The organism is Pseudomonas sp. Tun-23181, assembly GCF_057415455.1.
In genome coordinates, this window is the sequence record NZ_CM171630.1 from 60,337 (window position 1) to 82,018 (window position 21,682).

Genomic DNA, 21,682 nt, shown 5'->3' on the forward strand with positions numbered 1-21,682 from the left:
TGACTGGCCTTGCGCCAGTAGATGACCAAAACACCTGCTGATCCATCCAGTACCTGAATCGCAGGCATAAAAAAAACCGGGTGGCAGCCCGGCTTCTTCAACAGCAACAAACGAGGTCCATTATGCACTTGGCAATGGATGCTAGCAATACCGCGCCTTTGGCCGTTTCGCACCAGAAAGCCTACCACCAGTCCGCCGCACTCCATGCCGCGCGAATGATTCGCTTCCAGTACGCAGCCACCTCGAAAGCCGCGCTTCGTCGCGAGTGCGTCGAGCATCTGCGGGCATCGCTGTGCGGAGGTGGCGCATGAGCATCGTCACCCCCATCCAATCGAAAAGCGGATTCACCCGAATGGACAACGACCTGTACGAGGCCCTGATCGGGGCCGAGCTGTCAGGCCGCGAGCTTCGTGTCGCCCTGGCAATCCATCGCCAAACCGCTGGTTACAACCTTGAGAGCGCCTGCATTGCGGCGTCGTACATTGCTGAGATGTCCGGCATTCGCCGCGAAGACGTGTCCCGTGCGATCTGCGAGCTGATCCGCCAGGGCGTTATCTATCGCGAAGGAGGTAGTCGCAGCCCAATCGGTTTTGCCCCGGTCGGCGAGTGGAAGATCGACAAGAAAAACACCCATCCGAACAAGCCAAAAGAAGTGCCACAGTGTGGCGTTTCCAACACGTCCAATGTGGCGTTCCTGCCACACAATAAAGAAAGAAATACAAATACTACTCCTGACGGAGTAGTCGTCGACGCCGAGCGTCAACCAGCCCAAGCGAAACCAGCTCGGCAAAAGCCAGCGATGGAGTCCTGCCCGTACCAGGACATTGTCGACCTGTATCACAAGGCGCTGCCTGAACTTCCAGCGGTGGCCATCCTGAACGACGGTCGCAAGCGTGCCCTGCAGGCTCGTTGGCGTGAAAGCGAGGTCCACCGTGACCTAGGCTTCTGGGCTGATTACTTCTGCCAGGTGAAGTCCTCCCAGTTCCTGATGGGCCAAGTTCCAGGCCGCAACGGCTCCAAGCCTTTCCGCGCCACCTTCGACTGGCTGATCGCCCCGTCCAACTTCGTCAAGGTGGTGGAGGGCAACTACAATGCGTGAGCCCTACAACGCCGAGGCCGAGCATGGCCTGCTGGGTGCCATGCTCCAGCGCCCGGAGCTGATCGACATCCTGTCCGACGACCTGTCGCCGGAGTCGTTCTACTTCGCCGAGAACGCCGAGGTGTTCCGCGGGATCATGGCGCTGCGCGCTGCTGGCAAGGCTGTGGACTTTCTGACCGTTGCGGATCACATCGGCATTCTCGACAACGGCGACAAGGCGCTGGGTCACTGCGCTGCCCTGGTCGCCAACACGCCCAGCGTGGCCAACGCCGGCACCTACGCGGGCATCGTTCGGGAGCGGGCTATTGAGCGCGCCCTGTACGACCTGAGTGACAAGACCCTGGAGATTGTCCAGGGCAGCGGCGATATCCAATACAAGATCGCCGCGGTGCAGGCCGCCGCCATGGCTATCGATTCGGGCAGTGATGCCGATGAGGTGGTGAAGGCTGCTGACCTGATGGCGGACCAGGTGGAGGTTTGGCAGGAGCGGCATGATCGCCATTGCCGAGGTGAGACCTTGATTGGCCTGTCCACGGGCCTGGCTGACCTGGATGCGAAGCTGGGCGGCCTCCAGCCGGAGCAGTTGATCATCGTCGCCGGTCGCCCAGGCATGGGCAAAACAACCCTGGCCATGGGGTTTGCCCTTGATGCCGCAGTGCGCCAGAAGAAATCGGCCCTAGTGGTCAGCCTGGAGATGAGCAAGAACCAGCTGATCGACCGCGCTGTGGCTTCGGAAGGGCGAGTCCCGCTCAATCTGATCAAGAACGGCTCCGCGTGCCAGTCCCACTCGACCGAGCTTGGCCTCGGCGCACGAAATGTGCAGCAGGCCAACCTGTTCATCGCTGACCGCTCGGGCGGCACCGTGGGGCGCATCCGCTCTCTGGCCCGCCGCCACAAGATGCGTTACGGCCTGGACCTGCTGGTGATCGATTACCTGCAGTTGATGGAAGGCGAGGGCGGCAACCGCACCGAGGAAGTCAGCAGCATCAGCCGCGGTTGCAAGCTGCTGGCCCGCGAGCTGGGCATTCCGGTCGTGCTGCTGAGCCAGCTTTCCCGCAAGTGCGAGGAGCGTCCGAGCAAACGCCCGGTGCCGTCCGACCTGCGCGAATCGGGTGCCATCGAGCAGGACGCCGACGTGATCCTGTTCGTATACCGCGACGAGGTCTACCACGAAAACAGCGAATACAAGGGCGTAGCCGAGATCATCGTTGGCAAGGGCCGCGACATCGAGACCGGCACCGTCCGCGCTGCCTTCCTGGGCCAGTACAACCGCTTCGAGAACCTGTCCGCCAGCTGGCAGCCACCCGTGAAGGCGCAGCCCGCCAGCGACCGTCCGCTGTCGGACCGCTATCGCCGAAAGGAGATCGCTGTATGAGCACGCTGCTAACCCCAAACCCAGCTGAGTACCGCTACGCGCTCTACTGCCGCAGCGACCTGCTCGACCTTTCCTTTGGCGCGCGGGAGCCCGTGGCGTTGTACCGCGAGGAGACCGTGGCCCAGGCGCACGGCGCCCGGATGTGGCCCGGCGCCTTCACCGTCATCGACCTTCAAGGAGGCAACCCATGTGCAAGTTCCCGCTGATGGAACCCGGCCGCGCCAAGCCGATCGACCGCGAGGGCCAGGAGCAGGCTGCGCTGATGCGGGAGATCGAACTGCGCTTCCCAGAGGCCTACGCGCTGATCTACCACGTCCCCAACGGTGGCCATCGCCTGAAGGCCGTGGCCGCCAAGCTCAAGGCCCAAGGGGTGAAGGCCGGCATTCCCGACCTGGTGCTGCCGATGGCCCGCGGTGGTTACTTCGGCCTGTACATCGAGTTCAAGGCGACCGTCGAGCCGGCCGCCGTGTCGCCGAGCCAGCGCGACTACCTGCGCCGCCTCAACGAGCAGGGCTACCTGGCCATCGTGTGCCGTGGGCACTTCGACGCGATGGAGCAACTGCGCGCCTACCTGCTGTTGCCGGCGACGGTGGCGGCATGACGCGGGTGGTCGCGTTCTCCGACGCCGAGCTGCGCCGCCGCAGCGATGACCTGTCCGCTGTGCTGCTGCGTGATCCGCGTTACCCGGGCCTGCGCTTTCGCTTCACCGAGGCGCGCCCGCGCGGCAGTTGGTACCTGGTGGTGCGCAAGCGCTGGCACCGGATCGGCGCCTACCCGGACCAGTCCGCCAAGGTGGTGTTGGCCGCGTTGCCGGAGATCCGCCAGCGCCTGGCCGCCGAGGGCGCCGCGGCGGTGTCGGGGTGGGAGCAGGTGGGCGAGCTGCTGGCCTGGTTCGCCGATCGCCTGGCGCGCAACCGCAGCCTGTCGGCCAAGCGCAAGGCGACGGCCAAGTCGGCGATCACCCGCCACCTGATGCCGCGCCTGGGCGGCCTGGCCATTGCCGAGGTGAGTCGCAGCACGCTGGACCGCGAGCTGGTGTGGCCGCTGCAGGAGCAGCTGTCGCTCGAGTTCGTGCGCCTGGTGTTTGGCCTGCTGGCCGACGCCTTCAAGAAGGCCCACGGCCTGGGCCTGATCGCCCACAACCCCATGGCCGGGATCAGGTTCAGCGACTTCTCCCGGACCAAGATCAAGGCCAAGGCCGCGCGCCTGCGGGAAACGCAGATCAAGCAGCTGCTCGACGACCTGGCCGAGGCCATCCACGACCGGCCCGCCGACGCCATGCTGGCCCTGCTGATGCTGTGCCATGGCAACCGGGTCGGGGAGACCCGCCGGGCGCAGTGGCCGCACGTCACCCTGGCGACCCGTACCTGGTACTTGCCGGCCGAGCACACCAAGACCCGCGCCGCGCATTCGCTGCCGCTGACCGCGCAGGTGTGTGCCTTGCTCAGTTGGTACCGCGCCGAGCAGCAGGCCCGTGGCTACAGCGGTCAGTACCTGTTCCCGGCCAAGGGCGGCAAGTGCCTCAGCGAGAAGCAGGCCTCGACCGCCTTCACCCGCCTGGGCAAGGGCCAGTGGACCAGCCATGACCTGCGCAAGCTGGCGCGGGGCTGCTGGGCCGAGCAGGGCATTGACTTCCTGATCGGTGAGCTGCTGATCAACCACGCCATGGGCCACAACGTTCAGGCCTACATTCAGACCACCGTCGAGCAGCGCAAGCGTGCGGCCCTGGAGCAGTGGCATGCGTTTCTCGACAGCAAGGGCTTTGCCCGCATCCACGGGTGGAAGGAGGGTAGAAACGCCGATTCGGGTAACGGCCCGCAGGCCGCGCCGCACAAGGGTTGCGCGCTGATTCAGGAAACAACCATAGGCGAGGATTCCAACGCATGAAAAAGAGCCACGGCCCAGCCTTCAAGAAGGCGGTGATCGAGCTGGCTCAGTGCCCTGTGTGCCGTGGGAGAGCGGTCACTCAGGGGGTGTTTCACGAACTGCCGTGCGACCACTGCAACGCCTCGGGCTGGGTGGCAGCCGCAACTGGCGAGGCCCTGGCCCTGGATGAGCTGGTGACCCAGCTCAGCATGAGGCTCCAGGTCGCGCAGCAGCAGATCGAGCAGTTGAAGAAGCCCCGGGCGACTGGCCCGGAGGCACTCTATCAGGAAGGCAACCGGCTCGGCGCCGGTGGCACCAACTACACCGGGGATTGAGGGGGAAGGACATGAGCCATTTGGAAAGAACCGCTGAGGATTTGCTGGAGCATTGGGGGCGTTGGGTTGTGTTGGGGTCGGGAGTGTCGTGCTGTGCTTCTCGCGAGAACACTATCCTCGATCCGATGATCACCGATGACGATGCGCTATTCATCGATCGCTTAGTAGGGCGCCTGCGCAAGCGCTATCCCGAGTGCGGCCAGGTCATCATCAAGTACTACACCGCACGCGACACATCATTGATGCAGGTCGGGAAGAAACTAGGGTTTGGGGAAGAGAAGACCCGTCAGTTGTGGAAGGCCGGCGTGGCCTGGATCGATGGAGCCCTCGATATTCGGCGTGAGGCCGCTTGACATCCCCGGTCCTGATCCGTATCTTTCGTGTTACTTTGCGGTAGGTGCGCGAGAGCAAACTCGGAAGCATCACCGAACACCATAGAGCCTCGGCATCCGCCGGGGCTTTTTCGTTTTCCGGAGAACAATATGTGCGAGCAAGCCAAGCGTTACGAGCAAGCGGTGGTCGACGCGGTAGTGGCTGGGGACGCCGGTAAGCTGGAGTCAGCGTTGCGCTGGCTTTCGAAGACTGATGCCAGTCGATTCCTCGACATCACCAAGCAGCTGCTGGACACCGAGCGCGAAAAGAAGCTCTGCGGCATGGTGATTGCGGGGCTGACTAACGCGCTGCCGCTGTTCTTCTACGATGGCAATTTCGTTTACGCAGCTGTCTATGTCGATGGTGATGGTTTCATGATGAAGGAGGCCCACCCATCTGGTGCAGGGATCTACTACGGCGAAGTCACGGATGTGGTGACCAAGGTCTGCGCCGAGTTCGACGAGTCCGTGGTGAAGCGAGTTCGAGAGCTCAAGACCCACATCAAGGATCTCATCGAACAAGTGTGCGGTCATTCCACCGCAGACATTGGTGTGATCGGCCAGGCTCGCGCAGAGCTGTTGACTGGTCAGGCCTTGCTGGTTGCCGCTGTTTCCCCTTTGAGCTAAACGACCGCCCGGTCGCCACCCTGGTATAGCCGACTGGCCGCCAGGGTTTCTTCATTTGTGCTCCCCGCAACGGGAGGAATCGAGATGGCCCATATGCCTGAGAAAGATCCCGGCCTTTGGGCCGCCGCGCTGGCCTGGGTGATTGCCCATCAACCGCAGCTGTACGCTGCCGGGCTGTCCGTCGCAATCGCCGTCCTTCGGGTGGTGTATGGCGGCGGCACTCGGCGGCAAATGCTCCTCGAGGGCGCCTTGTGCGGACTCATCACGCTGGCCCTGGTGCCGCTGCTCGAATGGATGGGCTTGCCACAGGGTATGGCCACCTTCGCCGGCGGCGCCGTTGGGTTCATGGGTGTGGAGAAGCTGCGCAGCTACTCCGACCTTTTCCTGTCTCGCAAGGCGCAAGGGTGACCACATGATCACGCTGACCGATACCAACCACCTCAAGCACTACCTGGCCCCGGATGCGATTGCCCATGTGCAAGAGGCAGGCGCCAGTTCCCAGTGGCACGGCACCTTCGCCATCGTCCGTACGTTCGATGGCCAGGTGCTGGAGGTGCGTGAGCGCGCTGCCGATATCGCCCATCAAGTCGGCATGCGGCGGGTTGAGCAATGAAGGCCGAGTTGACAGATCAGGAGGCCAAGGTTGTTCAACTGCTCGCGGACGCTTGGAACGAGTACCTCAAGCTGCCCATCGAGCACCCGCTTGAGCAGCACGAGTTCTGTATGGCCATTCACCAGGTTCAGGACATGGTGCTGGCTCGGTGTGGCCGCCGCGCACTCAACCGACCAAGGAGCCGGTAACGATGGCCAGGCTCAAGACGCTCGGCTCGCGGATCAAGGAGAACGCAGGCTCACGGGTCAAGGTGGTCACGCCCGGCAGCTGGCGGAGCGGCATGACCAGCTCCCAGCGAGGCTACGACTACAAGTGGCAGAAGGCGCGAGAGCAGTACCTGCGAGACAACCCACTGTGTGTCTACTGCGCTCGGCAAGGGCGAACCACTGCTGCGTTCATTGTCGACCACATCGTGCCGCATCGCGGCGACAAGGATCTGTTCTGGGACCAGGACAACTGGCAGTCGCTGTGCAAGCCCTGCCACGACTCGGTGAAGCAGGCTGAAGAGGCTGCTGGGATCTTATAGCGCCATAAAAATCTTATTTTTCTAAGAAAAAAAGCACGGCGAAGGCTCTAGATCGAAAAAATGGGTCATGTGGAGGGGGGTACCAAAAATATTGGGATTCCGCCGTAGCTAGACCGCCACCGACCCCACGCGCACATTTTTTCCCGTTTCAGGAAAAGTTAACGATGGCTTTAACCGACAAGAAGCGGCGGTTTGTTGACGCTTTGCTGTCGGGAGCCACGAACCGCGAGGCGGCGATCGCTGCCGGGTATTCGGAGAAGACCGCGTCACAAGCGGGCTCCAAGCTGGCCAAGGACGCCGATGTCCTGGCCGAGGTCGGGCGTCGGCTTCACGAAAAAGCCGAGTCCAGCACCAAAGTTAAACCAGGTCGAAAAGTTAAAGATGACCCAGCGGCGCCAGAGGCGAGCAGCGAGGTCACTTTCGCGACGACGGACGACCCCCGCGTGTTCCTCACCGAGCTGATGAACGCAGACGGTGCCGACCTGCGCATGCGCCTGGAAGCGGCCAAGACCCTCATGCCCTACGTGCACGGGAAGGTCGCCGATCAGGGCAAGAAAGAGCAGAAGGCCGAAGCCGCCAAGCAGGCAGGCAAAGGGCGGTACGCCCAGGGCAAACCGCCGCTCTCCGTCGTGAAGGGGTAACTCATGCAATGGACAACTGCCTGCCCGGACTGGTGGCGGCGCCTGGCTGCCGGCGAATCGATCATCCCGCCGCCGCTGTTCCCCGAGGAAGCGGAGGCCAGCCTTGAGGTCTTCAAGGGGCTGAAGATCGTTGATGCGCCGGGAAGCCCGACCATAGAGGCTTCCTGCGCGCCGTGGGTGCTGGCGTTCGCTGGTGCCGTGTTCGGTAGCTACAACAGTGAGACCGGCGAGCGGCTGATTCGGGAGGTGATGCTCTGCATCCCGAAGAAGAACAGTAAATCGACCATTGCGGCTGGGATCATGCTGACGGCGCTGATCCGCAACTGGCGCCTCTCGGCCGAGTTCATCATCCTCGCGCCGACCAAGGAGATCGCGGACAACTCGTTCATCCCGGCCAAGGACATGGTCAACAACGATGAGGAGCTGAAGGCCTTGCTGCATGTGCAGCCGCACTTGAGGTTGATCACCCACCGCGAAACGGGGGCAACGCTCAAGGTCGTGGCGGCTGATAGCGACGTGGTCGGCGGCAAGAAGGCGGTCGGCGTTCTGATCGATGAGGCCTGGTTGTTCGGCAAGAACCCGAAAGCGGCGGACATGATCCGTGAAGCCACCGGCGGCCTGTTGTCCAGGCCGGAGGGCTTCATCATCTGGCTGACGACTCAGTCGAACGAGCCTCCGGCCGGCGTGTTCAAGTCGAAGCTGACCTATGCCCGCGGTGTGCGTGACGGCCGCATCGACGACAACCGCTTCCTGCCGATCATCTACGAGTTCTCGAAGGAGATGATCGACAGCGGTGAGGCCCGGAAGCCCGAAAACTTCCACCTGGTAAACCCGAACATTGGCTACTCGGTAGACCGTCCAACGCTCGAACGCCTGCACATGCAGGCGGAAATCGACGGCGAGGCGGAGATGCGTGGCTTCCAGGCCAAGCACCTCAATATCGAGATCGGCCTGGCCCTGATGTCCGACAGTTGGGTCGGTGCCGCGTTCTGGGAGCCCCAGGCCAAGCCCGGCATGACCTTGGATGATCTGCTCGAGCAATGTGAGGTCATCGTCGTCGGCGGTGACGGCGGCGGCCTGGATGACTTGCTCGGCCTGTCGGTCATCGGCCGGGTTCGTGAATCACGCACCTGGCTGCACTGGGCGCATGCCTGGGCCCACCCGTCCGTGTTGGAGCGCCGCAAGTCCGAGGCGCCGCGCTTGCTCGACCTGCAGGCAACTGGCGACCTCACCATCGTCGACAAGATCGGCGACGACGTTGATCAGCTGGCCGCCATCGTGGCCCGAATCAATGAGGCCGGTCTGTTGGACAAGGTCGGCCTCGACCCGGCCGGCATCGGCGCAGTGCTGGATGCTCTGGCGGATGTCGGCATCGACGAGGAACAGATCGTTGGCATCTCGCAGGGCTGGAAACTCACCGGCGCGATCAAGACCACCGAGCGTCGGCTTGCCGAGGGCACATTGCTGCACTGCGGACAGCCACTGATGGCCTGGGCCTGCGGTAACGCCAAGGGCGTGCCATCGGCCAACGCTTTCTTGATCACCAAGCAGGCGTCCGGTACCGCGAAGATTGACCCACTCATGGCCACCTTCAACGCCGTTTCGCTGATGTCCCTCAACCCAGAGGCGCGCGGCGGCATGGACGACTACCTCAACCACGGCTTCTTTGGACTAGTAGGCTGACCATGGCATTCAAATGGTACAACCCCATGACCTGGGGCTTCTTCGGCTACACCGACCAGACCACGGGCGACCATGTCGAGGTTGACCTGGAGGTTGGCGGCAAGCGCACCAAGGCGGGTGTTCGGATCTCCGCCAAAACGGCCTTGTCCATCAGCATGGTCTGGTCCTGCATCAAGATCCTTTCCGAGTCACTGAGCGGCTTGCCGCTGAAGCTGTATGAGGATAAGCAGGGTGGTAGGGCGTTGATCACCGGTAATGACCGGATGCTCAAGCTGCTGCGCAAGCCAAACCCGTACATGACCATGTTGAACTTCCTCAAGTTCGTGGTCGTGAACATGGCGTTGCGCGGCAATGCGTTCGCCCTGATCGAGCGCAACGTCCATGGCGATCCGATCGGCCTGGTGCCGCTGGATGGCAGGACCGTAAAGATCGACACCGACGAGGAGCTGATCTACCTGGTCACCCCCAAGGAAGGGGACCCGTTCCCGGTGTCCCCAGAGCACATGCTGCACTTCAAGCTGTTCAGCTTGGACGGCATTGTCGGGCTGTCGCCGATCGAGCACCAGGCCGAGACCATGGGCCTGGCCAAGGCTGGTCAGCAGTGGTCGGCCCGCTTCATGCGCAAGGGTGGCTTTACCGGCGGCTATGTCATCTATGAGGAGTTCCTGACCAAGGCGCAGCAGGCCCAAGTCATGGAGAAGTTTCCCGATGTGCGCAAGGCCGATGCCGACGACATCGGCAAGATGGCGATCCTGCAGGGCAACCCCAAGATCGTTCCTGCCGGCATCAGCCAGAAGGACGCCCAGTTCATCGAGTCGCAGCAGTTCCAGGAGGAGGCCCTGGCGGGCATCTACGGCGTTCCGCTGTGGCTGGCCAACCGCGCCGGCAAGACCTCGATCATGGGCTCCAACTTGGAGCAGCAACTGACTGGCTTCATCACCTTCGGCCTCAAGCCCTACATCGACACCGTCGAAGACGAGTTCAACAACAAGCTGTTCAGCTCTGGCGACCGCTTTGTGGAGTTCGTTGTCGAGGGCCTTCTGCGCGCCGACAGTGCTGGCCGGGCAGCCTACTTCCAGGCCGCACTGGGCGGATCGGGCGGTTCCGGGTGGCTGTCGATCGACGAGGTGCGCGAAAAGGAAAACTACCCGCCGCTGGGCGGCGACTACGCCCGGGTCACCCGGTGGGAGATGCAAAAAAATGGCGAACCTTGAATGCCCGTTCGAACTCAAGGCCGTTGACGAAGCCGGCAATTTTGAGGGCTACGCCGCGGTATTCAACAACGTGGACCTGGGCGACGACGTGATCGTGCCAGGGGCCTTCACCCGGGTGAAGGCCACCCGGAAAGGCCAGCTGAAGCTGGCCCTGTATCACGACCTGACCCGCTTGGTAGGTGCTGCTGACTACACCCAGGACGACCACGGCCTCCTGCTAAAAGGCCAGGTCAACCTCAACGTCAGCTATGCCCGCGACGCCTACGAACTGATGAAGGCTGACGTCCTCGACAGCATGTCGATCGGGTTCAACATCATCAAGGCAGATTTCGAGGAGCGCGCCGGGCGCCGCGTGCGCGTCATCAAGGAGGCGGAGCTATGGGAGGCCTCCTTCGTTCCGTTCGGCATGAATCCCGATGCCCAAGTCCTCAGCGTCAAGTCGGACATCAGGCTTTTCGAGAAGGCCCTGCGCGAACGCATGGGTCTCTCGCAGAAGGAAGCGGCTGCGGTCGCTTCGCTCGGCTACACCGCGCTACGCCGTGACGGCGGGAGCGAGGCCACGGCGATCGTGGATGAGCTGAAAGAAATTTCCACCCTGTTCACCCACCATTTTGGAGTATCGCCATGAGCGAAGTGAAAGAACTGAAGGATTCCCTGGAGCTGCAACTGAAGGCCGGCTTCGACGGGCTGCAAAAGAAGTACGACGCGGCCATGGATGAGGTCCAGAAGGGCAACCAAGTCACCACCGACCTGAAAAAGCAGATCGAAGACCAGAAGGGCGAGCTGCAGAAGGTCATCGATCAGGTCGTCGACCTCGAGCAGAAAGGCGTCAAGCTGCGCGGCCAGCCTGGTGAGGGCAAGAGCTTCATCGATCTGATCAAGGGTGACGACACTTACAAGGCGCTGAGCCAGAAGAACGCCTCCCTGGCCCAGCTCGAAGTGACCAAGTCCGACATGGCCAGCATGAAGGAAATGAAGGTCACCAGCGCCGGCATCGTCGTGCCGAACTACGATCCGGTCATTCAGCCGGGTATCCGCCAGGAACTGCGCATTCGCGACCTTCTGACCGCGATCCCCGTTTCCGGCCAGAGCTACACCTACTTCCGCGAGAACGTGCACACCCGTGGCGCGGCGCCGGTGGCAGAGGGCGGCCTCAAGCCGACCAGCAACGTGACCTTCACCACCGAGACCGACCGCGTCAAGAAGATTGCGGTCTGGATGCCGGTCACCGACGAAGCGCTGGACGACGTGCCGCAGCTGTTCGCCTACCTGCAACAGCTGCTGCGCTACGACCTCAAGCTCGAGGAGGAGGCGCAAATCCTCAAAGGCGACGGTACCGGCGAGAACCTGAACGGCCTGATGACCCAGGCTACCGCCTACGACACTGGCCTGAGCAAGGCTGGCGACACGTCGATTGACCTGGTGCGCCGCTCCATCTACCAGGTGCGCAAGCAATCGAAGATGTCCGCCGATGGCGTGGTGATGACCGAGCTCGACTGGATGAACATCGAGCTGCAGAAGGATGGCGAGAACCGCTACCTGTTCGCCAACCTGCAGGGCCTGGTCACGCCGATCCTGTGGGGCCGCCCGGTGATCACCTCCGACAGCATGGACGAAGGCGATGCGGAGAACGGCGGCGAGTTCCTGACTGCGAACTTTGCGCGCTCCACCACGCTGTTCGACCGCATGTCGTTCTTGTTCAAGATGGGCCTGATCAACGATCAGTTCATCAAGAACGAGCGCGCGCTGCTGGTCGAAGAACGCCTGGGCCTCGGCGTGCGCCGCAAGGAGGCGCTGGTCAAAGGCCGGTTCCCGGTTGCCGGGTAACCCAACCCCAACGAAGGCCGGCACCCCGCCGGCCTTTTCGCTCCTGGAGGCAGCATGAAGATCAAGATTCTGTGGGGCTTCGTCGGCAATGGTGCGCTGTTGCGCGCTGACTCGAACCAGGTCAAGGCCGGTGCGGTGTTTGACGATGCTGATGACGAGTACGCCCATACCCTGATCGGCAAGGGCCTGGCCGTAGAGGTGGGTGACGACGGCAAGCCGAAGGTGGCCAAGCCCAAGGAAACCAAGCCGACGGCTTCCAAAGAGGCCAAGTAAATGTTCGACCTGGCCACCGTGAAGCTGCACCTGCGGGTCGACGGTGATGAAGAGGACGCCTTGATTGGCGGCTACATCGAGGCGGCCAAGGCCCACGTCGAGCAGCACTGCGACCGCAAGCTCGTTGACGCCGAGCCGGTCGAGCCTGACGAGATGGGTCTGACCCGCGACGTTGAGCAGGCCATCCTGCTGTTGGTCGGGCACTGGTACGCCAACCGCGAGGCTGTGGCCGTTGGCACGATTGCCACGGCCATGCCGCTCGCAGTCGAAAGGCTGCTCTGGTACAGGAAGCGCTTCTGATGAAAGCCGGCCCCCTGCGTCATCGCTGCGACGCATCCCGCCCTGAGCTGACCCGCAATGCCTCTGGCGGCGCGACCAAGACGTGGGTCGGTGCCGGCAAGGTCTGGGCGGAAATCACCATGCCGACCGGCCGTGTCGCTCCAGTTGCCGAGCAACTGAAGGCGACGATCACCGCCGAGATCCGCATCCGCCCGCGGACGGACATCGCAGTTGAATGGCGACTCACCGAGCGCGGCGTGACCTACCAGGTCGAGGCCGTACTGCTCGACAACGACAGGACCATGATGAGGCTGTTGTGCTCATCGGTCCCCAACCCATGAGGTGAACCATGAAGATGAAGATCCAGGCCCTAGGCGTGCTCTCCGGTGCCTCCGGCGAGCGCGAGAAGGGCGAGGTGTTCGAGGTGGAGAAGGCGTATGCCGAGGGGCTGATCGCCCGTGGCTACGCCGTCAAGGTCGATGAATCTGTTGCGAAGCCGGCTAAGGCCTCCCAGGCCAAGGAGTGAGCCATGGCCCGCCGCTCGAGCATCCGGGGCGATATCCGGCTGCGCCGGACGCTCCGCAACATCAACAAGACCATGGACAACGAACTGAAGCCTGCCATGGAGAAGGCGGCGGGCAGAATCTTGGCCACCCAGCAGCAGCTGATCCCGAAAGACACCGGAGCAGCTGCGGCAGCTCTGAAGGTCTATGTCTCGCCCAGCGGTCTGGATGCTCAAGTCGGAATCCGGGGAAAGCGCGACAACCGCCGATTTTTCTACTTGCGCTTCATCGAGTACGGCACCAAGGGCTACTCCGGCACCATGTACCAGCGAGCCGACCGCAATGCCGTCGGTGGGGTGCACACCAACAACCGCGACAAGTCACAGCTGCGCGGGCGTCGGAACGCGCTTCGCCAGCGTGACACCAAGAACAAGTCCGATGGGCAGCACTTCTTCGGCAAATACCCGGATATCCCAGCCAGGCCCGCTCACCCGTGGCTGAGACCGTCGATAGACGTGAACAGGGAATACGTGATGGCCGATATCGAGGCGGCGATCCGTCTGACGCTGCGCAAGGCGAGCCAGGGGGTAGGCAATGGCTGATCCGTCGCTGGCGCTGCAAGAGGCGATCTTCGCCAGGCTTGAGGCTGAAGTCAGTTGTCCGATTTACGACGGCGCCCCGATGAATGCTGACATGCCCTACGTGTCGATTGACCGCGAGGTTTCGACGAACGCCAGCCCCATCGCTGGGCGCAAGCGCGAGACGCGGCTGATCTACCTGTCGGTCTGGTCCGATGCCATCGGTCAGGCCGAGGTCAAGCGCATCAACGGCGAGATCATCGCCGCCCTGGACGAGCGGCGGCTGCCGCTGGCGGTCGGGCGCGCCGTGTCCGTCCGTGTCGAACAAGCCGACGCCCAGCGCGATGCTGACGGCGTCACCTATCAGGGCTCGATCACCGTTCGCGTGATCACCACCCACTGAATCCAACACCGGCCGCGCCGCGGCTTTTATCCAATGAGCCTTTGGAGGAACCCCCATGGCCGAAGACAACCTCAACACAGCCGCCGGCTGCCGCCTCGCCATCGGCGGCAAGACCGGCGCGGACACCGAAACCGAGTATGAGGCCGACACCTACGTCGATGTCGGCGAGATCGAGGACTTGGGCGAGTTCGGCGATACCTTCAACCCGGTGAACTTCACCGCGCTGAGTGATGGCCGGGTGCGCAAGTACAAGGGCACCGCCGACGCCGGCAACATGACCCTGACGGTTGGTCTGGACAATGGCGACCTCGGCCAGAAGGCCGTGGCAGCTGCGCACAAGGACCGCACCAAGGGCAACTACAACATCAAGGTCACCCTCAACGATGGCGACCCGGATGCATCCCCGGCCATCCTGCCCACCACCTTCTACTTCGGCGTGAAGGTGATGAACAACACCGTGGCGGCCGGCTCTGCCGACAACGTCGTGCGCCGCAACATGACCCTGGCCATCAACACCGACATCATCGAGATTCCTGCCGGCCCGGCCACCCCGTGATAGACGGGGCTGAGCCCCGTCACCTACTGCGAGACCCCCCATGAGCGAAGCATTGCATGGCACCGTTACCCTGGTGGTCGGTGCGCGCAGCTACACCTTGAAGCCGACCCTCGAGGCGGCCTTGCTGATCGAAGCCCGGTTCGGCGGCCTGCGCGCCGCACTGGATGCCATGCGCCTGATGGCGATCGGTGCTTGCGCCGACATTATCGTCGCCGGCGCCGGGCTGCCAGGCGAGCAACACCCCACGGTCGCCAATGAGGTCTTCCAGACCGGCGTGGCCAAGGTGTCGGGCAAGCTGACGGAGTACATCACCTTCCTGCTGAACCCGGTGCCGCCGAGCGTGGCCGGCCGGGGAAAGCCCGAGGCGGTCAGCACAGCGCCGTGAGGAATGGCAGCTACGTCGACTACCTGTTCGGCGTGGCCACCGGCTGGCTTGGCTGGCCGCCTGACACCGCATGGCGCACCCCGATACCGCAGATCATGCTCGCCCTCGACGCCCGCCTGGATTGGATGAACGTCGGTAAGGCGAAGCCGCAGGCTGCACCGCAGAAGCGCGGAAGCGTGGCGGATCGCCTGAAGGCCTTCCTGCGAGGCCGCCGCGAATAGTAGGCAGACCGCCGCCTTGGGGCGGCTTATTTGTGCTTGGAGTTTCACATGGCCGACCAACAAGTCCAGGGCATGCTGGTCCAGATCGAGGCCACCACGCAGCAGTTGCGTCGTGAGCTGGCCAGTGCGGACCAGGTGGTCGCGCGCACCACCCAGTCGATCGACCGCAACCTGGCCCAGGTCGACTCGGCATTCGACAGCGCCGGCGGCGCCGCCCAGCAGGCCGGGGCGCTTATCCGCGGCGCCTTCGCGGCTGTTGCCGGTGCCGGCCTGATCGGCGGCATCATCAAGCAGGTCGATGCCTACGGGCAGATGGCCGACCGGATGAAGGCCGCCGCTGGTAGCGCTGGCGAGTACCAGGTGGTGCAGGAGCGCCTGCTGCAAACCGCGCAGGAGACCTACCGGCCCCTGGCCGAGGCCCAAGAGCTGTACATCCGTACGGCCGACGTGATGCGCAGCCTGGGCTTCAACACCCAGCAGACGCTCGACATCACCGACAGCTTCAGCTTCCTGCTGGTGACCAACGCTGCAGCGGCCGACAAGGCCGGCTCGGCTCTGGATGCCTATTCGAAGGCGTTGCAAACCGGCAAGGTCGATGCGGACGGCTGGGTGTCGATCCAGTCGGCCATGCCGACCATCGTCGATGCGATTGCCGGCGCGACCGGTAAGAGCGCGGAAGAGATCCGCAAGCTGGGCGTCCAGGGCAAGCTGTCGCTCGAGGCCATCAACACCGGCCTGTTGCGCACCGTTGAGGTTAACCGCAAGGCAGCGGCCGACATGTCCACCAGCGTCCAGGACGCGATGGTGAACATCGGCAACGCCATCAGCTCCTACCTGGGCAACATGGAGGAGCGTACCGGCGCGGTCGCTGGGCTTTCCAGCGCGCTGATTGCGGTCGCAGACAACATCAACCTGGTTGCGGCGGCCATGGGTGGCGCTGGCGTGGCGGCGCTGACCAACTACGTCGCCAAGTCCGGCCTGGCGCTGAAGGCTGCGCTCGCCCAGCGGGCCGCAGAGATCCAGAATGCCCAGGCCGCGTTGCGTGCTGCCGACGCGCAGCGCATCTACGCCCAGGCGCAATTGCAGCAGGCTCAGGCATCCGTGGCGGCTGCCACCGGCATGCAGCGCCTGTCCCTGGTGCAAACGCAACTGATCCCCAAGCAGGCAGCCCTCAAGGCTTCCACCGATGCACTGGCCATCGCCCAGACCAACCTGACGCGCGCCGCTACCGGCGGCCTGCTGGCGGCACTGGGCGGACCAATGGGGCTCGCGCTGCTGGCCGGCACCACCGCGGCCAGCTTCCTGCTGCTGAGTGACAACGCGGACCAGGCCGGGGTCAGCCTCGACGACCTGCACAAGCCCGTTGCCCAGCTGCGCGAGGAGTTCCAGAAGCTCAACCGCGACCAGCGTGAAGCATCGCTGGTGAAGTGGCAGCAGGAGCAGATCAACGCGACGGACAAGGTCAAGGACGCCTATGGCGATCTGGCTCAGTCCATCCGTTCCGCAACCGTCACGGCGCCCGCCCGGGATTCGGGGGGGCAGTATGGGAAGCAGCTTCGCGAATACCAATCGGTGATCGACCGGTTGAACGAGGCCCGCGCGTCCGGTGCCGACTTGGCGCCGATCCTGCGAGAGGTCGGCGAGCGCCTGCAACTGCCGGCCGGTACCGTGCAGCAGTGGCTCACCCAGGCCGGCGCTGTCAGCGATGCCGATCAGCGTTCGAACCTGATCGCCGAGACCCTGCGCGTTCTGACCAGTGTCACGCAGGAGAACACGGTCGCCACCGACGCGAATAATGCCGCCAAGGCCGGAATGAGCACGGCCGGGCAGACGTACCTGGACACGTTGCAGAAGCAGTTGGCCGGCCTGCAGGACAACGGCGACGCGATCAAGATCGCCAATCGCTACATTGCTGAAAACGCTGACCTCACTGAGACCGACCGCCAGGCGATCCTGTCGGCGGCGAATGCGATCGAGGCGCAGAAGAAGGCCAACAAGGCGGCCACTGACAGCAGCAAGGACCGCACCAAGGCGCTCAAGGATGAGATCAAGGCACTCGATGCGATCATCGATCGCGCGCTGCCCGAGAAGAAGCGCCTGGAGGACCTGGCCGAGGGTGTGAAGGGGCTGCGCAAGGCCCAGGCCGCCGGCAAGATCACCGCCGCCGAGATGGAGCTCGGCATCAAGAACCTGAATGCGGCCTATGCCGACGGCACCATCCAGAAGCGCACCGAGGAGGAGCGGAAGCTGGCGGAAATCAGGCGCAATAGCGCCGAGGCTTACCGCAAGGCCATGGAGGTGGTGCTGCAGGCGCGGCAGGACGCAATCAACGCAGATGTCGCCGGTGTCGGTATGGGCGACAACGAACGGGAGCAGGCCGACCGCCTCAACGCTGTTCGCGAGAAGTACGCCCAGGCGCGCCGCCAGCTGGAGGAGCAGCAGGAGGATGCCTCCCGGAAGCTCACCCAGTCGGCCTACGAGCAACGTCTTGCCGACCTGGCCGACTACCAGGCACGCGAGATCCAGATGGAGGTCGACGGCTTCGACGCCCGGCTGCAGGCGCAGGCGGACTATCGCAACGGCGCACGCCGCGCCTGGGACAACATCCGTGCCGATGCTGCCGATGTAGCGGGCGCGACGGATGACATGTTGACCGCCGGCTTCAACACGGCCAGCAACGCCATCGCCAATTTCGCCATGACTGGCAAGGCGAGTTTTAAGGACTTCGCCACCAGCGTTATCGCGGACATGGCCAGGATCGCCAGCCAACAGGCTGCGAGCTCCTTGCTCAGCGGCCTGGTAGGGCTTGGGGTATCCGCAGTGGGCAGCTACTTCGGCGGCGGAGGGAATGGCCTGGAGGCTGGGTCGGCGGGAGCGGTGTCGTCAAACCTGGGGGCATCGCAGGCGGGCTATTCCAACACCTACTTCCCCCAAGCACAGGGCGGTGCATGGAGTGGTGGTGTGCAGTTCTTCGCCAAGGGGGGCGCCTTCACGAACAGCGTACTGAACAGGCCAACAGCTTTTGGCATGGCCAATGGTGGATTGGGTGTGGTTGGTGAGGCTGGGCCTGAAGCGATCATGCCGCTGGCGCGAGGCTCCGACGGCTCCCTGGGTGTGCAAGTGGTTGGCGGATCGCCTGCCGGCGGCACGGTGGTGCAGGTGGATGCGCCGATGTACTTCACCGTCGAGGACCGGGGTGCTGAAGGGATGCAGCTGGACAGCGCCGCGTTGCAGCAGAACCTGCAGCAACAGATGCAGCTGACGGCCGAGCGGGCTATTGCCGCTTCCTGGCGGCCTGGCGGGACGAGCTATCGCAACAGCAACGGGAGGGGCTGATGGCCATCGAGACCTTTATCTGGGTGCCGGACGACGAAGTCAGCACGGACAGCACGCTTCGGGTTCGCCGGTCCCAGTTCGGGGACGGCTATGCCCAGGTGAGCGGCGATGGTCTGAACGCTGAGGACGAGACCCATTCGCTGACCTTCGGTGGCCTCAAGGAGGAGCTACAGCCGATCTTGAGCTTCATCCGCGCCCATGGTGGCTATCGGTCGTTCCTGTGGACCACACCCGCTGGCGTCCTCGGTCTGTACCGCTGCTCGACATTCCGTGAGCAGTGGAGGCCCGGGGGCATCGGCGTTCTTTCAATGACCTTCGAGCGGGCGTATCACCCATGAGCCTTATCACACAGCTCCAGAAGCTGGAGCCTGGCGCTGAGATCATGCTGTTCGAGCTGGACGGCAGCGACTTCGGCGCCGATGTTCTCCGATTCCATGGGCACGCCATACCGCATACGCCGGAGGAACTGGCTGCCGCTGGCGCTGATGCCGATCAGCTGCCGGCCAAGTCCATCTGGTGGCAGGGCCACGAATACGGCGCCTGGCCCATGCAGATCGAGGGCATCGAGGCCAACTCGGACGGCACGGCGGTTCGGCCCACCATCTCGGTCGGTAACGTCAACGGGCGGATCACGGCGCTGTGCCTGGCCTTCGATGACCTGCTCGAGTTCAAGCTGACGATCCGGCACACGCTGGGCCAGTACCTCGATGCGGCGAACTTTCCAGGGGGCAACCCCGAGGCCGACCCGACCGAGGAGAGCATTGAGGTCTGGTACATCGACCAGAAGGTCTCTGAAAACGGCACCACCGTGGCCTGGGAGCTTGCCAGCCCTGGCGATGTGGGGGGCGAGTCGATTGGTCGGCAGATGACCCAGTTGTGCCACTGGGCCATGACTGGAGGCTACCGGGGGCCGAACTGTGGCTACACCGGGCCATACCGGGACAAGGATGGCAACCTGACCGACAACCCCGAGCTGGACGAGTGCGATGGGTGCCTGGGTACCGGCTGCATCCCACGCTTCGGCGAAGGCAACCCGTTGCCCTTCGGTGGGTTCCCCGCCGTCTCTCTTATCGCGCGGAGCTGACCATGCGTAAACACATCCTGGCCGCCGTGCAGAAGCACGCCGCGGCCGAATACCCGCGCGAGTGCTGCGGGTTGATCGTCGCCGCTGGCCGGACCCAGTGGTACATCCCGTGTGACAACACGGCCAGCGACCCAGCGGAAGAGTTCCGGATCTCACCCGAGCAGTACGCCGCAGCCGAGGACCAGGGTGAAGTGATCGGCATCGTGCACTCGCACCCGGACGCCACCAGCCGGCCTTCGCCGCGCGACCTGGCCATGTGCGAGGCCACGGGTTTGCCCTGGCACATCCTGTCCTGGCCGGAGGGTGACCTGCGCACCATTACTCCCGCTGGCGAGACACCGCTGCTGGCACGACCATTCGTGCACGGTGCCTGGGATTGCTGGCAGGTCTGTGCGGACTGGTACCAGCGCGAGTGGGGGCTGGAGTTCCCGGCCTACGCCCGAGAGGACGGCTGGTGGGAACAGGCCGACGGCCCGAGCCTTTACGAGCAGGCCTATGAGGCCGCTGGCTTCTACCAGGTCAGCCAGCCCCGGCGCGGCGACATGATCGTCATGGCTGTGGGGCGCACCGCGCACCCGAACCACGCCGGCATTTACCTGGGGAGCGATGCCCAACTGCCCGGCGAGCAAGCCCAGGTGTTCGGCCCTGGCCCATTTCTGCTGCATCACTTGTACGGCAGGCCATCAGAAATCATCGTGTTCGGCGGCCCCTGGTTCGACCGAACGCGCCTGGTGCTGCGTCACCGGGATGCCAAGTGATACATTCCGCCTTTTCAAGGGGGGATCACATGCGAATTCTGATCGGGGTGGTGGGGCTGGCGTTGCTGGCGGGGTGTGTGTCGCCTAGCGACCTGAAAGCCAATATCCCTACTATTAAGGCAACAACGGAGAAGTCGCCGCGCCAGTATGCGCTCTGTGTTTATCCTAGGTGGCAGGATGCTCGCTCCGAAGCATCGATGTCGGAAACCCAGGATGGGTACCGAATAGTGATTGGTGCCATGAACCTGACCGATGAGCTGCTTGAAGTATCCAGAAAGGGGGCGGGCAGTTCGGTTGAGTTCTATCAGCGGTTAGCTTGGATGCCCGGCGTGGGCCGCTCTGCTATTGAGCAAGCGGTCAAGTCCTGCCTTTAAGATACTCGAACTAGATGCCGCCTTCGGGCGGTTAATGAGATGGTCACCCCGACACCCTGCGAGGGCTACGCTTTCGCAGGGTGTTTTTTATGCCCGGAGGAACGCACGATGACAACGGCGGCACATTATCAGCCAATGACCCTGATCAAGCTGTCAGGGTCATTGGCGCAGAAGTTTGGTAGAGAGCATCGCCGCTCATTGGATACAGGAAGAACGCGGGAAGTTTTCAAGGCCCTAAAAGCTACGCTTCCCGGCTTTGAGGATGAGATCAAGCGCCTGGACAGGTTGGGCATGAGGTTTGCGATCTTCCGCAATGGGAGAAACGTTGGCGAGGAAGAGTTTGATCGCAGCGGTACCAAGGAGATCAGGATCGTTCCAGTTGTGTCTGGAAGCAAGCGCGGAGGCCTGCTTCAGACCATTGTCGGAGCGGTGATTTTCGCGGCATCTTTTGTTGTCCCTGGTATGCAGGGCTGGGGCCAGGCGCTTGGTGCGTCTTTGATGGCGGGCGGCGTCATCCAGATGCTCAGTCCCCAGGCCAAGGGCCTATCCCAGAGCGCCGCCCCGGAAAACCTGCCGTCCTACGCCTTCGGTAGCGCCAAGAACACCACGGCCAGCGGCAACCCGGTCCCGATCTGCATCGGTGAGCGCCGATGGGGCGGGGCGGTCATCTCTGCGTCGATCCGCGCCGAAGACAAGAAATAGCAACGCATCAGCGAACAAGCCGCCTCCCGGCGGTTTTTTTATGCCCGGAGGAA

General features: G+C 63.5%; 31 protein-coding genes. All 31 read left to right on the forward strand.

The features are described from left to right. Positions 1-307: 307 nt before the first annotated feature. The 31 genes from ACDI39_RS00335 to ACDI39_RS00485 all read left to right on the forward strand — a co-directional run bounded on the left by ACDI39_RS00335 (position 308) and on the right by ACDI39_RS00485 (position 21,629). Entirely contained in the window at positions 308-1,099 is a 792-nt protein-coding gene (locus ACDI39_RS00335; RefSeq protein WP_486537219.1) for a replication protein, read from the forward strand. After that, positions 1,092-2,474 (forward strand): replicative DNA helicase, encoded by a 1,383-nt coding sequence (gene dnaB, locus ACDI39_RS00340; protein ID WP_486537220.1) that lies wholly within the window; start codon positions 1,092-1,094, stop codon positions 2,472-2,474. Before ACDI39_RS00335 ends, dnaB begins: the two co-directional genes overlap by 8 nt. Continuing rightward, the gene (locus ACDI39_RS00345; protein ID WP_486537221.1) at positions 2,471-2,680 is read left to right on the forward strand and encodes a hypothetical protein; all 210 of its coding nucleotides are present in this window, start codon (positions 2,471-2,473) and stop codon (positions 2,678-2,680) included. The genes dnaB and ACDI39_RS00345 overlap by 4 nt, the downstream gene beginning before the upstream one ends. After that, positions 2,662-3,075 carry a VRR-NUC domain-containing protein gene (locus tag ACDI39_RS00350; protein WP_486537222.1) on the forward strand — a complete coding sequence of 138 codons (414 nt, stop codon included), beginning with the start codon at positions 2,662-2,664 and terminating at the stop codon, positions 3,073-3,075. The genes ACDI39_RS00345 and ACDI39_RS00350 overlap by 19 nt, the downstream gene beginning before the upstream one ends. After that, positions 3,072-4,361 carry a tyrosine-type recombinase/integrase gene (locus ACDI39_RS00355; RefSeq protein ID WP_486537223.1) on the forward strand — a complete coding sequence of 430 codons (1,290 nt, stop codon included), beginning with the start codon at positions 3,072-3,074 and terminating at the stop codon, positions 4,359-4,361. The genes ACDI39_RS00350 and ACDI39_RS00355 overlap by 4 nt, the downstream gene beginning before the upstream one ends. Further along, positions 4,358-4,675: a hypothetical protein gene (locus tag ACDI39_RS00360; protein WP_486537224.1), complete on the forward strand. Its 318-nt coding sequence runs from the start codon at positions 4,358-4,360 to the stop codon at positions 4,673-4,675. The genes ACDI39_RS00355 and ACDI39_RS00360 overlap by 4 nt, the downstream gene beginning before the upstream one ends. Before the next feature lie 11 nt (positions 4,676-4,686). Continuing rightward, positions 4,687-5,028 carry an antiterminator Q family protein gene (locus ACDI39_RS00365; RefSeq protein WP_486537225.1) on the forward strand — a complete coding sequence of 114 codons (342 nt, stop codon included), beginning with the start codon at positions 4,687-4,689 and terminating at the stop codon, positions 5,026-5,028. Between the two features lie 129 nt (positions 5,029-5,157). Continuing rightward, positions 5,158-5,673, forward strand: a complete 516-nt coding sequence (locus tag ACDI39_RS00370; RefSeq protein ID WP_486537226.1) for a hypothetical protein — start codon at positions 5,158-5,160, stop codon at positions 5,671-5,673. Between the two features lie 84 nt (positions 5,674-5,757). Next, a complete protein-coding gene (locus ACDI39_RS00375) occupies positions 5,758-6,081 on the forward strand; it encodes a phage holin, lambda family (protein ID WP_486537227.1) in 324 nt (107 codons plus the stop codon). Between the two features lie 4 nt (positions 6,082-6,085). Continuing rightward, entirely contained in the window at positions 6,086-6,286 is a 201-nt protein-coding gene (locus ACDI39_RS00380; protein ID WP_486537228.1) for a hypothetical protein, read from the forward strand. A gap of 190 nt (positions 6,287-6,476) precedes the next feature. After that, entirely contained in the window at positions 6,477-6,812 is a 336-nt protein-coding gene (locus tag ACDI39_RS00385; protein WP_486537229.1) for an HNH endonuclease, read from the forward strand. 164 nt (positions 6,813-6,976) lie between these two features. Next, positions 6,977-7,453: a terminase small subunit gene (locus tag ACDI39_RS00390; RefSeq protein ID WP_253168262.1), complete on the forward strand. Its 477-nt coding sequence runs from the start codon at positions 6,977-6,979 to the stop codon at positions 7,451-7,453. A gap of 3 nt (positions 7,454-7,456) precedes the next feature. Then, positions 7,457-9,136 (forward strand): terminase large subunit, encoded by a 1,680-nt coding sequence (locus ACDI39_RS00395; RefSeq protein WP_486537230.1) that lies wholly within the window; start codon positions 7,457-7,459, stop codon positions 9,134-9,136. Positions 9,137-9,138: 2 nt separating this feature from the next. Further along, positions 9,139-10,350 carry a phage portal protein gene (locus ACDI39_RS00400; protein ID WP_486537231.1) on the forward strand — a complete coding sequence of 404 codons (1,212 nt, stop codon included), beginning with the start codon at positions 9,139-9,141 and terminating at the stop codon, positions 10,348-10,350. Further along, positions 10,337-10,978 carry an HK97 family phage prohead protease gene (locus ACDI39_RS00405; RefSeq protein ID WP_486537232.1) on the forward strand — a complete coding sequence of 214 codons (642 nt, stop codon included), beginning with the start codon at positions 10,337-10,339 and terminating at the stop codon, positions 10,976-10,978. The genes ACDI39_RS00400 and ACDI39_RS00405 overlap by 14 nt, the downstream gene beginning before the upstream one ends. Continuing rightward, a complete protein-coding gene (locus ACDI39_RS00410) occupies positions 10,975-12,177 on the forward strand; it encodes a phage major capsid protein (protein WP_486537233.1) in 1,203 nt (400 codons plus the stop codon). The genes ACDI39_RS00405 and ACDI39_RS00410 overlap by 4 nt, the downstream gene beginning before the upstream one ends. Before the next feature lie 54 nt (positions 12,178-12,231). Further along, complete coding sequence (locus ACDI39_RS00415) at positions 12,232-12,450, forward strand: hypothetical protein (RefSeq protein ID WP_368815888.1); 219 nt, start codon at positions 12,232-12,234, stop codon at positions 12,448-12,450. Then, the gene (locus tag ACDI39_RS00420) at positions 12,451-12,750 is read left to right on the forward strand and encodes a head-tail connector protein (RefSeq protein WP_368815889.1); all 300 of its coding nucleotides are present in this window, start codon (positions 12,451-12,453) and stop codon (positions 12,748-12,750) included. Further along, on the forward strand, positions 12,750-13,070 hold the full coding sequence (locus ACDI39_RS00425) for a phage head closure protein (RefSeq protein WP_368815890.1): 321 nt from the start codon (positions 12,750-12,752) through the stop codon (positions 13,068-13,070). The genes ACDI39_RS00420 and ACDI39_RS00425 overlap by 1 nt, the downstream gene beginning before the upstream one ends. Before the next feature lie 8 nt (positions 13,071-13,078). Further along, a complete protein-coding gene (locus ACDI39_RS00430; RefSeq protein WP_368815931.1) occupies positions 13,079-13,255 on the forward strand; it encodes a hypothetical protein in 177 nt (58 codons plus the stop codon). 3 nt (positions 13,256-13,258) lie between these two features. After that, positions 13,259-13,834: an HK97 gp10 family phage protein gene (locus tag ACDI39_RS00435; RefSeq protein ID WP_368815891.1), complete on the forward strand. Its 576-nt coding sequence runs from the start codon at positions 13,259-13,261 to the stop codon at positions 13,832-13,834. Next, complete coding sequence (locus ACDI39_RS00440) at positions 13,827-14,213, forward strand: DUF3168 domain-containing protein (RefSeq protein WP_368815892.1); 387 nt, start codon at positions 13,827-13,829, stop codon at positions 14,211-14,213. Before ACDI39_RS00435 ends, ACDI39_RS00440 begins: the two co-directional genes overlap by 8 nt. A gap of 55 nt (positions 14,214-14,268) precedes the next feature. Then, positions 14,269-14,769: a phage tail protein gene (locus tag ACDI39_RS00445; RefSeq protein ID WP_253168277.1), complete on the forward strand. Its 501-nt coding sequence runs from the start codon at positions 14,269-14,271 to the stop codon at positions 14,767-14,769. Positions 14,770-14,809: 40 nt separating this feature from the next. Continuing rightward, a complete protein-coding gene (locus ACDI39_RS00450) occupies positions 14,810-15,154 on the forward strand; it encodes a hypothetical protein (protein ID WP_253168278.1) in 345 nt (114 codons plus the stop codon). Continuing rightward, a complete protein-coding gene (locus ACDI39_RS00455) occupies positions 15,151-15,375 on the forward strand; it encodes a hypothetical protein (protein WP_368815893.1) in 225 nt (74 codons plus the stop codon). The genes ACDI39_RS00450 and ACDI39_RS00455 overlap by 4 nt, the downstream gene beginning before the upstream one ends. Positions 15,376-15,423: 48 nt before the next feature. Beyond that, positions 15,424-18,711 (forward strand): phage tail tape measure protein, encoded by a 3,288-nt coding sequence (locus ACDI39_RS00460; protein ID WP_486537234.1) that lies wholly within the window; start codon positions 15,424-15,426, stop codon positions 18,709-18,711. Further along, the gene (locus tag ACDI39_RS00465) at positions 18,711-19,049 is read left to right on the forward strand and encodes a phage tail protein (protein ID WP_253168281.1); all 339 of its coding nucleotides are present in this window, start codon (positions 18,711-18,713) and stop codon (positions 19,047-19,049) included. The genes ACDI39_RS00460 and ACDI39_RS00465 overlap by 1 nt, the downstream gene beginning before the upstream one ends. Next, a complete protein-coding gene (locus ACDI39_RS00470) occupies positions 19,046-19,795 on the forward strand; it encodes a phage minor tail protein L (protein ID WP_253168282.1) in 750 nt (249 codons plus the stop codon). The genes ACDI39_RS00465 and ACDI39_RS00470 overlap by 4 nt, the downstream gene beginning before the upstream one ends. A gap of 2 nt (positions 19,796-19,797) precedes the next feature. Beyond that, the gene (locus ACDI39_RS00475; RefSeq protein ID WP_486537235.1) at positions 19,798-20,553 is read left to right on the forward strand and encodes a C40 family peptidase; all 756 of its coding nucleotides are present in this window, start codon (positions 19,798-19,800) and stop codon (positions 20,551-20,553) included. 29 nt (positions 20,554-20,582) lie between these two features. After that, entirely contained in the window at positions 20,583-20,927 is a 345-nt protein-coding gene (locus ACDI39_RS00480) for a hypothetical protein (protein ID WP_486537236.1), read from the forward strand. A 108-nt stretch (positions 20,928-21,035) separates the two neighbouring features. Continuing rightward, a complete protein-coding gene (locus tag ACDI39_RS00485) occupies positions 21,036-21,629 on the forward strand; it encodes a tail assembly protein (RefSeq protein WP_486537237.1) in 594 nt (197 codons plus the stop codon). Positions 21,630-21,682: the final 53 nt, after the last annotated feature.

What these genes read in the sequence shown, in the direction of transcription:
- ACDI39_RS00435 (WP_368815891.1), top strand. Translation starts at nt 13,259, where the DNA reads ATGGCCCGCCGCTCGAGCATCCGGGGCGATATCCGGCTGCGCCGGACG.
- ACDI39_RS00380 (WP_486537228.1), top strand. Translation starts at nt 6,086, where the DNA reads ATGATCACGCTGACCGATACCAACCACCTCAAGCACTACCTGGCCCCG.
- ACDI39_RS00475 (WP_486537235.1), top strand. Translation starts at nt 19,798, where the DNA reads ATGCGTAAACACATCCTGGCCGCCGTGCAGAAGCACGCCGCGGCCGAA.
- ACDI39_RS00480 (WP_486537236.1), top strand. Translation starts at nt 20,583, where the DNA reads ATGCGAATTCTGATCGGGGTGGTGGGGCTGGCGTTGCTGGCGGGGTGT.
- ACDI39_RS00345 (WP_486537221.1), top strand. Translation starts at nt 2,471, where the DNA reads ATGAGCACGCTGCTAACCCCAAACCCAGCTGAGTACCGCTACGCGCTC.
- ACDI39_RS00390 (WP_253168262.1), top strand. Translation starts at nt 6,977, where the DNA reads ATGGCTTTAACCGACAAGAAGCGGCGGTTTGTTGACGCTTTGCTGTCG.
- ACDI39_RS00450 (WP_253168278.1), top strand. Translation starts at nt 14,810, where the DNA reads ATGAGCGAAGCATTGCATGGCACCGTTACCCTGGTGGTCGGTGCGCGC.
- ACDI39_RS00400 (WP_486537231.1), top strand. Translation starts at nt 9,139, where the DNA reads ATGGCATTCAAATGGTACAACCCCATGACCTGGGGCTTCTTCGGCTAC.
- ACDI39_RS00405 (WP_486537232.1), top strand. Translation starts at nt 10,337, where the DNA reads ATGGCGAACCTTGAATGCCCGTTCGAACTCAAGGCCGTTGACGAAGCC.
- ACDI39_RS00425 (WP_368815890.1), top strand. Translation starts at nt 12,750, where the DNA reads ATGAAAGCCGGCCCCCTGCGTCATCGCTGCGACGCATCCCGCCCTGAG.
- ACDI39_RS00395 (WP_486537230.1), top strand. Translation starts at nt 7,457, where the DNA reads ATGCAATGGACAACTGCCTGCCCGGACTGGTGGCGGCGCCTGGCTGCC.
- ACDI39_RS00365 (WP_486537225.1), top strand. Translation starts at nt 4,687, where the DNA reads ATGAGCCATTTGGAAAGAACCGCTGAGGATTTGCTGGAGCATTGGGGG.
- ACDI39_RS00385 (WP_486537229.1), top strand. Translation starts at nt 6,477, where the DNA reads ATGGCCAGGCTCAAGACGCTCGGCTCGCGGATCAAGGAGAACGCAGGC.
- dnaB (WP_486537220.1), top strand. Translation starts at nt 1,092, where the DNA reads ATGCGTGAGCCCTACAACGCCGAGGCCGAGCATGGCCTGCTGGGTGCC.
- ACDI39_RS00415 (WP_368815888.1), top strand. Translation starts at nt 12,232, where the DNA reads ATGAAGATCAAGATTCTGTGGGGCTTCGTCGGCAATGGTGCGCTGTTG.
- ACDI39_RS00485 (WP_486537237.1), top strand. Translation starts at nt 21,036, where the DNA reads ATGACAACGGCGGCACATTATCAGCCAATGACCCTGATCAAGCTGTCA.
- ACDI39_RS00465 (WP_253168281.1), top strand. Translation starts at nt 18,711, where the DNA reads ATGGCCATCGAGACCTTTATCTGGGTGCCGGACGACGAAGTCAGCACG.
- ACDI39_RS00360 (WP_486537224.1), top strand. Translation starts at nt 4,358, where the DNA reads ATGAAAAAGAGCCACGGCCCAGCCTTCAAGAAGGCGGTGATCGAGCTG.
- ACDI39_RS00430 (WP_368815931.1), top strand. Translation starts at nt 13,079, where the DNA reads ATGAAGATGAAGATCCAGGCCCTAGGCGTGCTCTCCGGTGCCTCCGGC.
- ACDI39_RS00335 (WP_486537219.1), top strand. Translation starts at nt 308, where the DNA reads ATGAGCATCGTCACCCCCATCCAATCGAAAAGCGGATTCACCCGAATG.
- ACDI39_RS00370 (WP_486537226.1), top strand. Translation starts at nt 5,158, where the DNA reads ATGTGCGAGCAAGCCAAGCGTTACGAGCAAGCGGTGGTCGACGCGGTA.
- ACDI39_RS00420 (WP_368815889.1), top strand. Translation starts at nt 12,451, where the DNA reads ATGTTCGACCTGGCCACCGTGAAGCTGCACCTGCGGGTCGACGGTGAT.
- ACDI39_RS00375 (WP_486537227.1), top strand. Translation starts at nt 5,758, where the DNA reads ATGGCCCATATGCCTGAGAAAGATCCCGGCCTTTGGGCCGCCGCGCTG.
- ACDI39_RS00460 (WP_486537234.1), top strand. Translation starts at nt 15,424, where the DNA reads ATGGCCGACCAACAAGTCCAGGGCATGCTGGTCCAGATCGAGGCCACC.
- ACDI39_RS00470 (WP_253168282.1), top strand. Translation starts at nt 19,046, where the DNA reads ATGAGCCTTATCACACAGCTCCAGAAGCTGGAGCCTGGCGCTGAGATC.
- ACDI39_RS00350 (WP_486537222.1), top strand. Translation starts at nt 2,662, where the DNA reads ATGTGCAAGTTCCCGCTGATGGAACCCGGCCGCGCCAAGCCGATCGAC.
- ACDI39_RS00445 (WP_253168277.1), top strand. Translation starts at nt 14,269, where the DNA reads ATGGCCGAAGACAACCTCAACACAGCCGCCGGCTGCCGCCTCGCCATC.
- ACDI39_RS00440 (WP_368815892.1), top strand. Translation starts at nt 13,827, where the DNA reads ATGGCTGATCCGTCGCTGGCGCTGCAAGAGGCGATCTTCGCCAGGCTT.
- ACDI39_RS00355 (WP_486537223.1), top strand. Translation starts at nt 3,072, where the DNA reads ATGACGCGGGTGGTCGCGTTCTCCGACGCCGAGCTGCGCCGCCGCAGC.
- ACDI39_RS00410 (WP_486537233.1), top strand. Translation starts at nt 10,975, where the DNA reads ATGAGCGAAGTGAAAGAACTGAAGGATTCCCTGGAGCTGCAACTGAAG.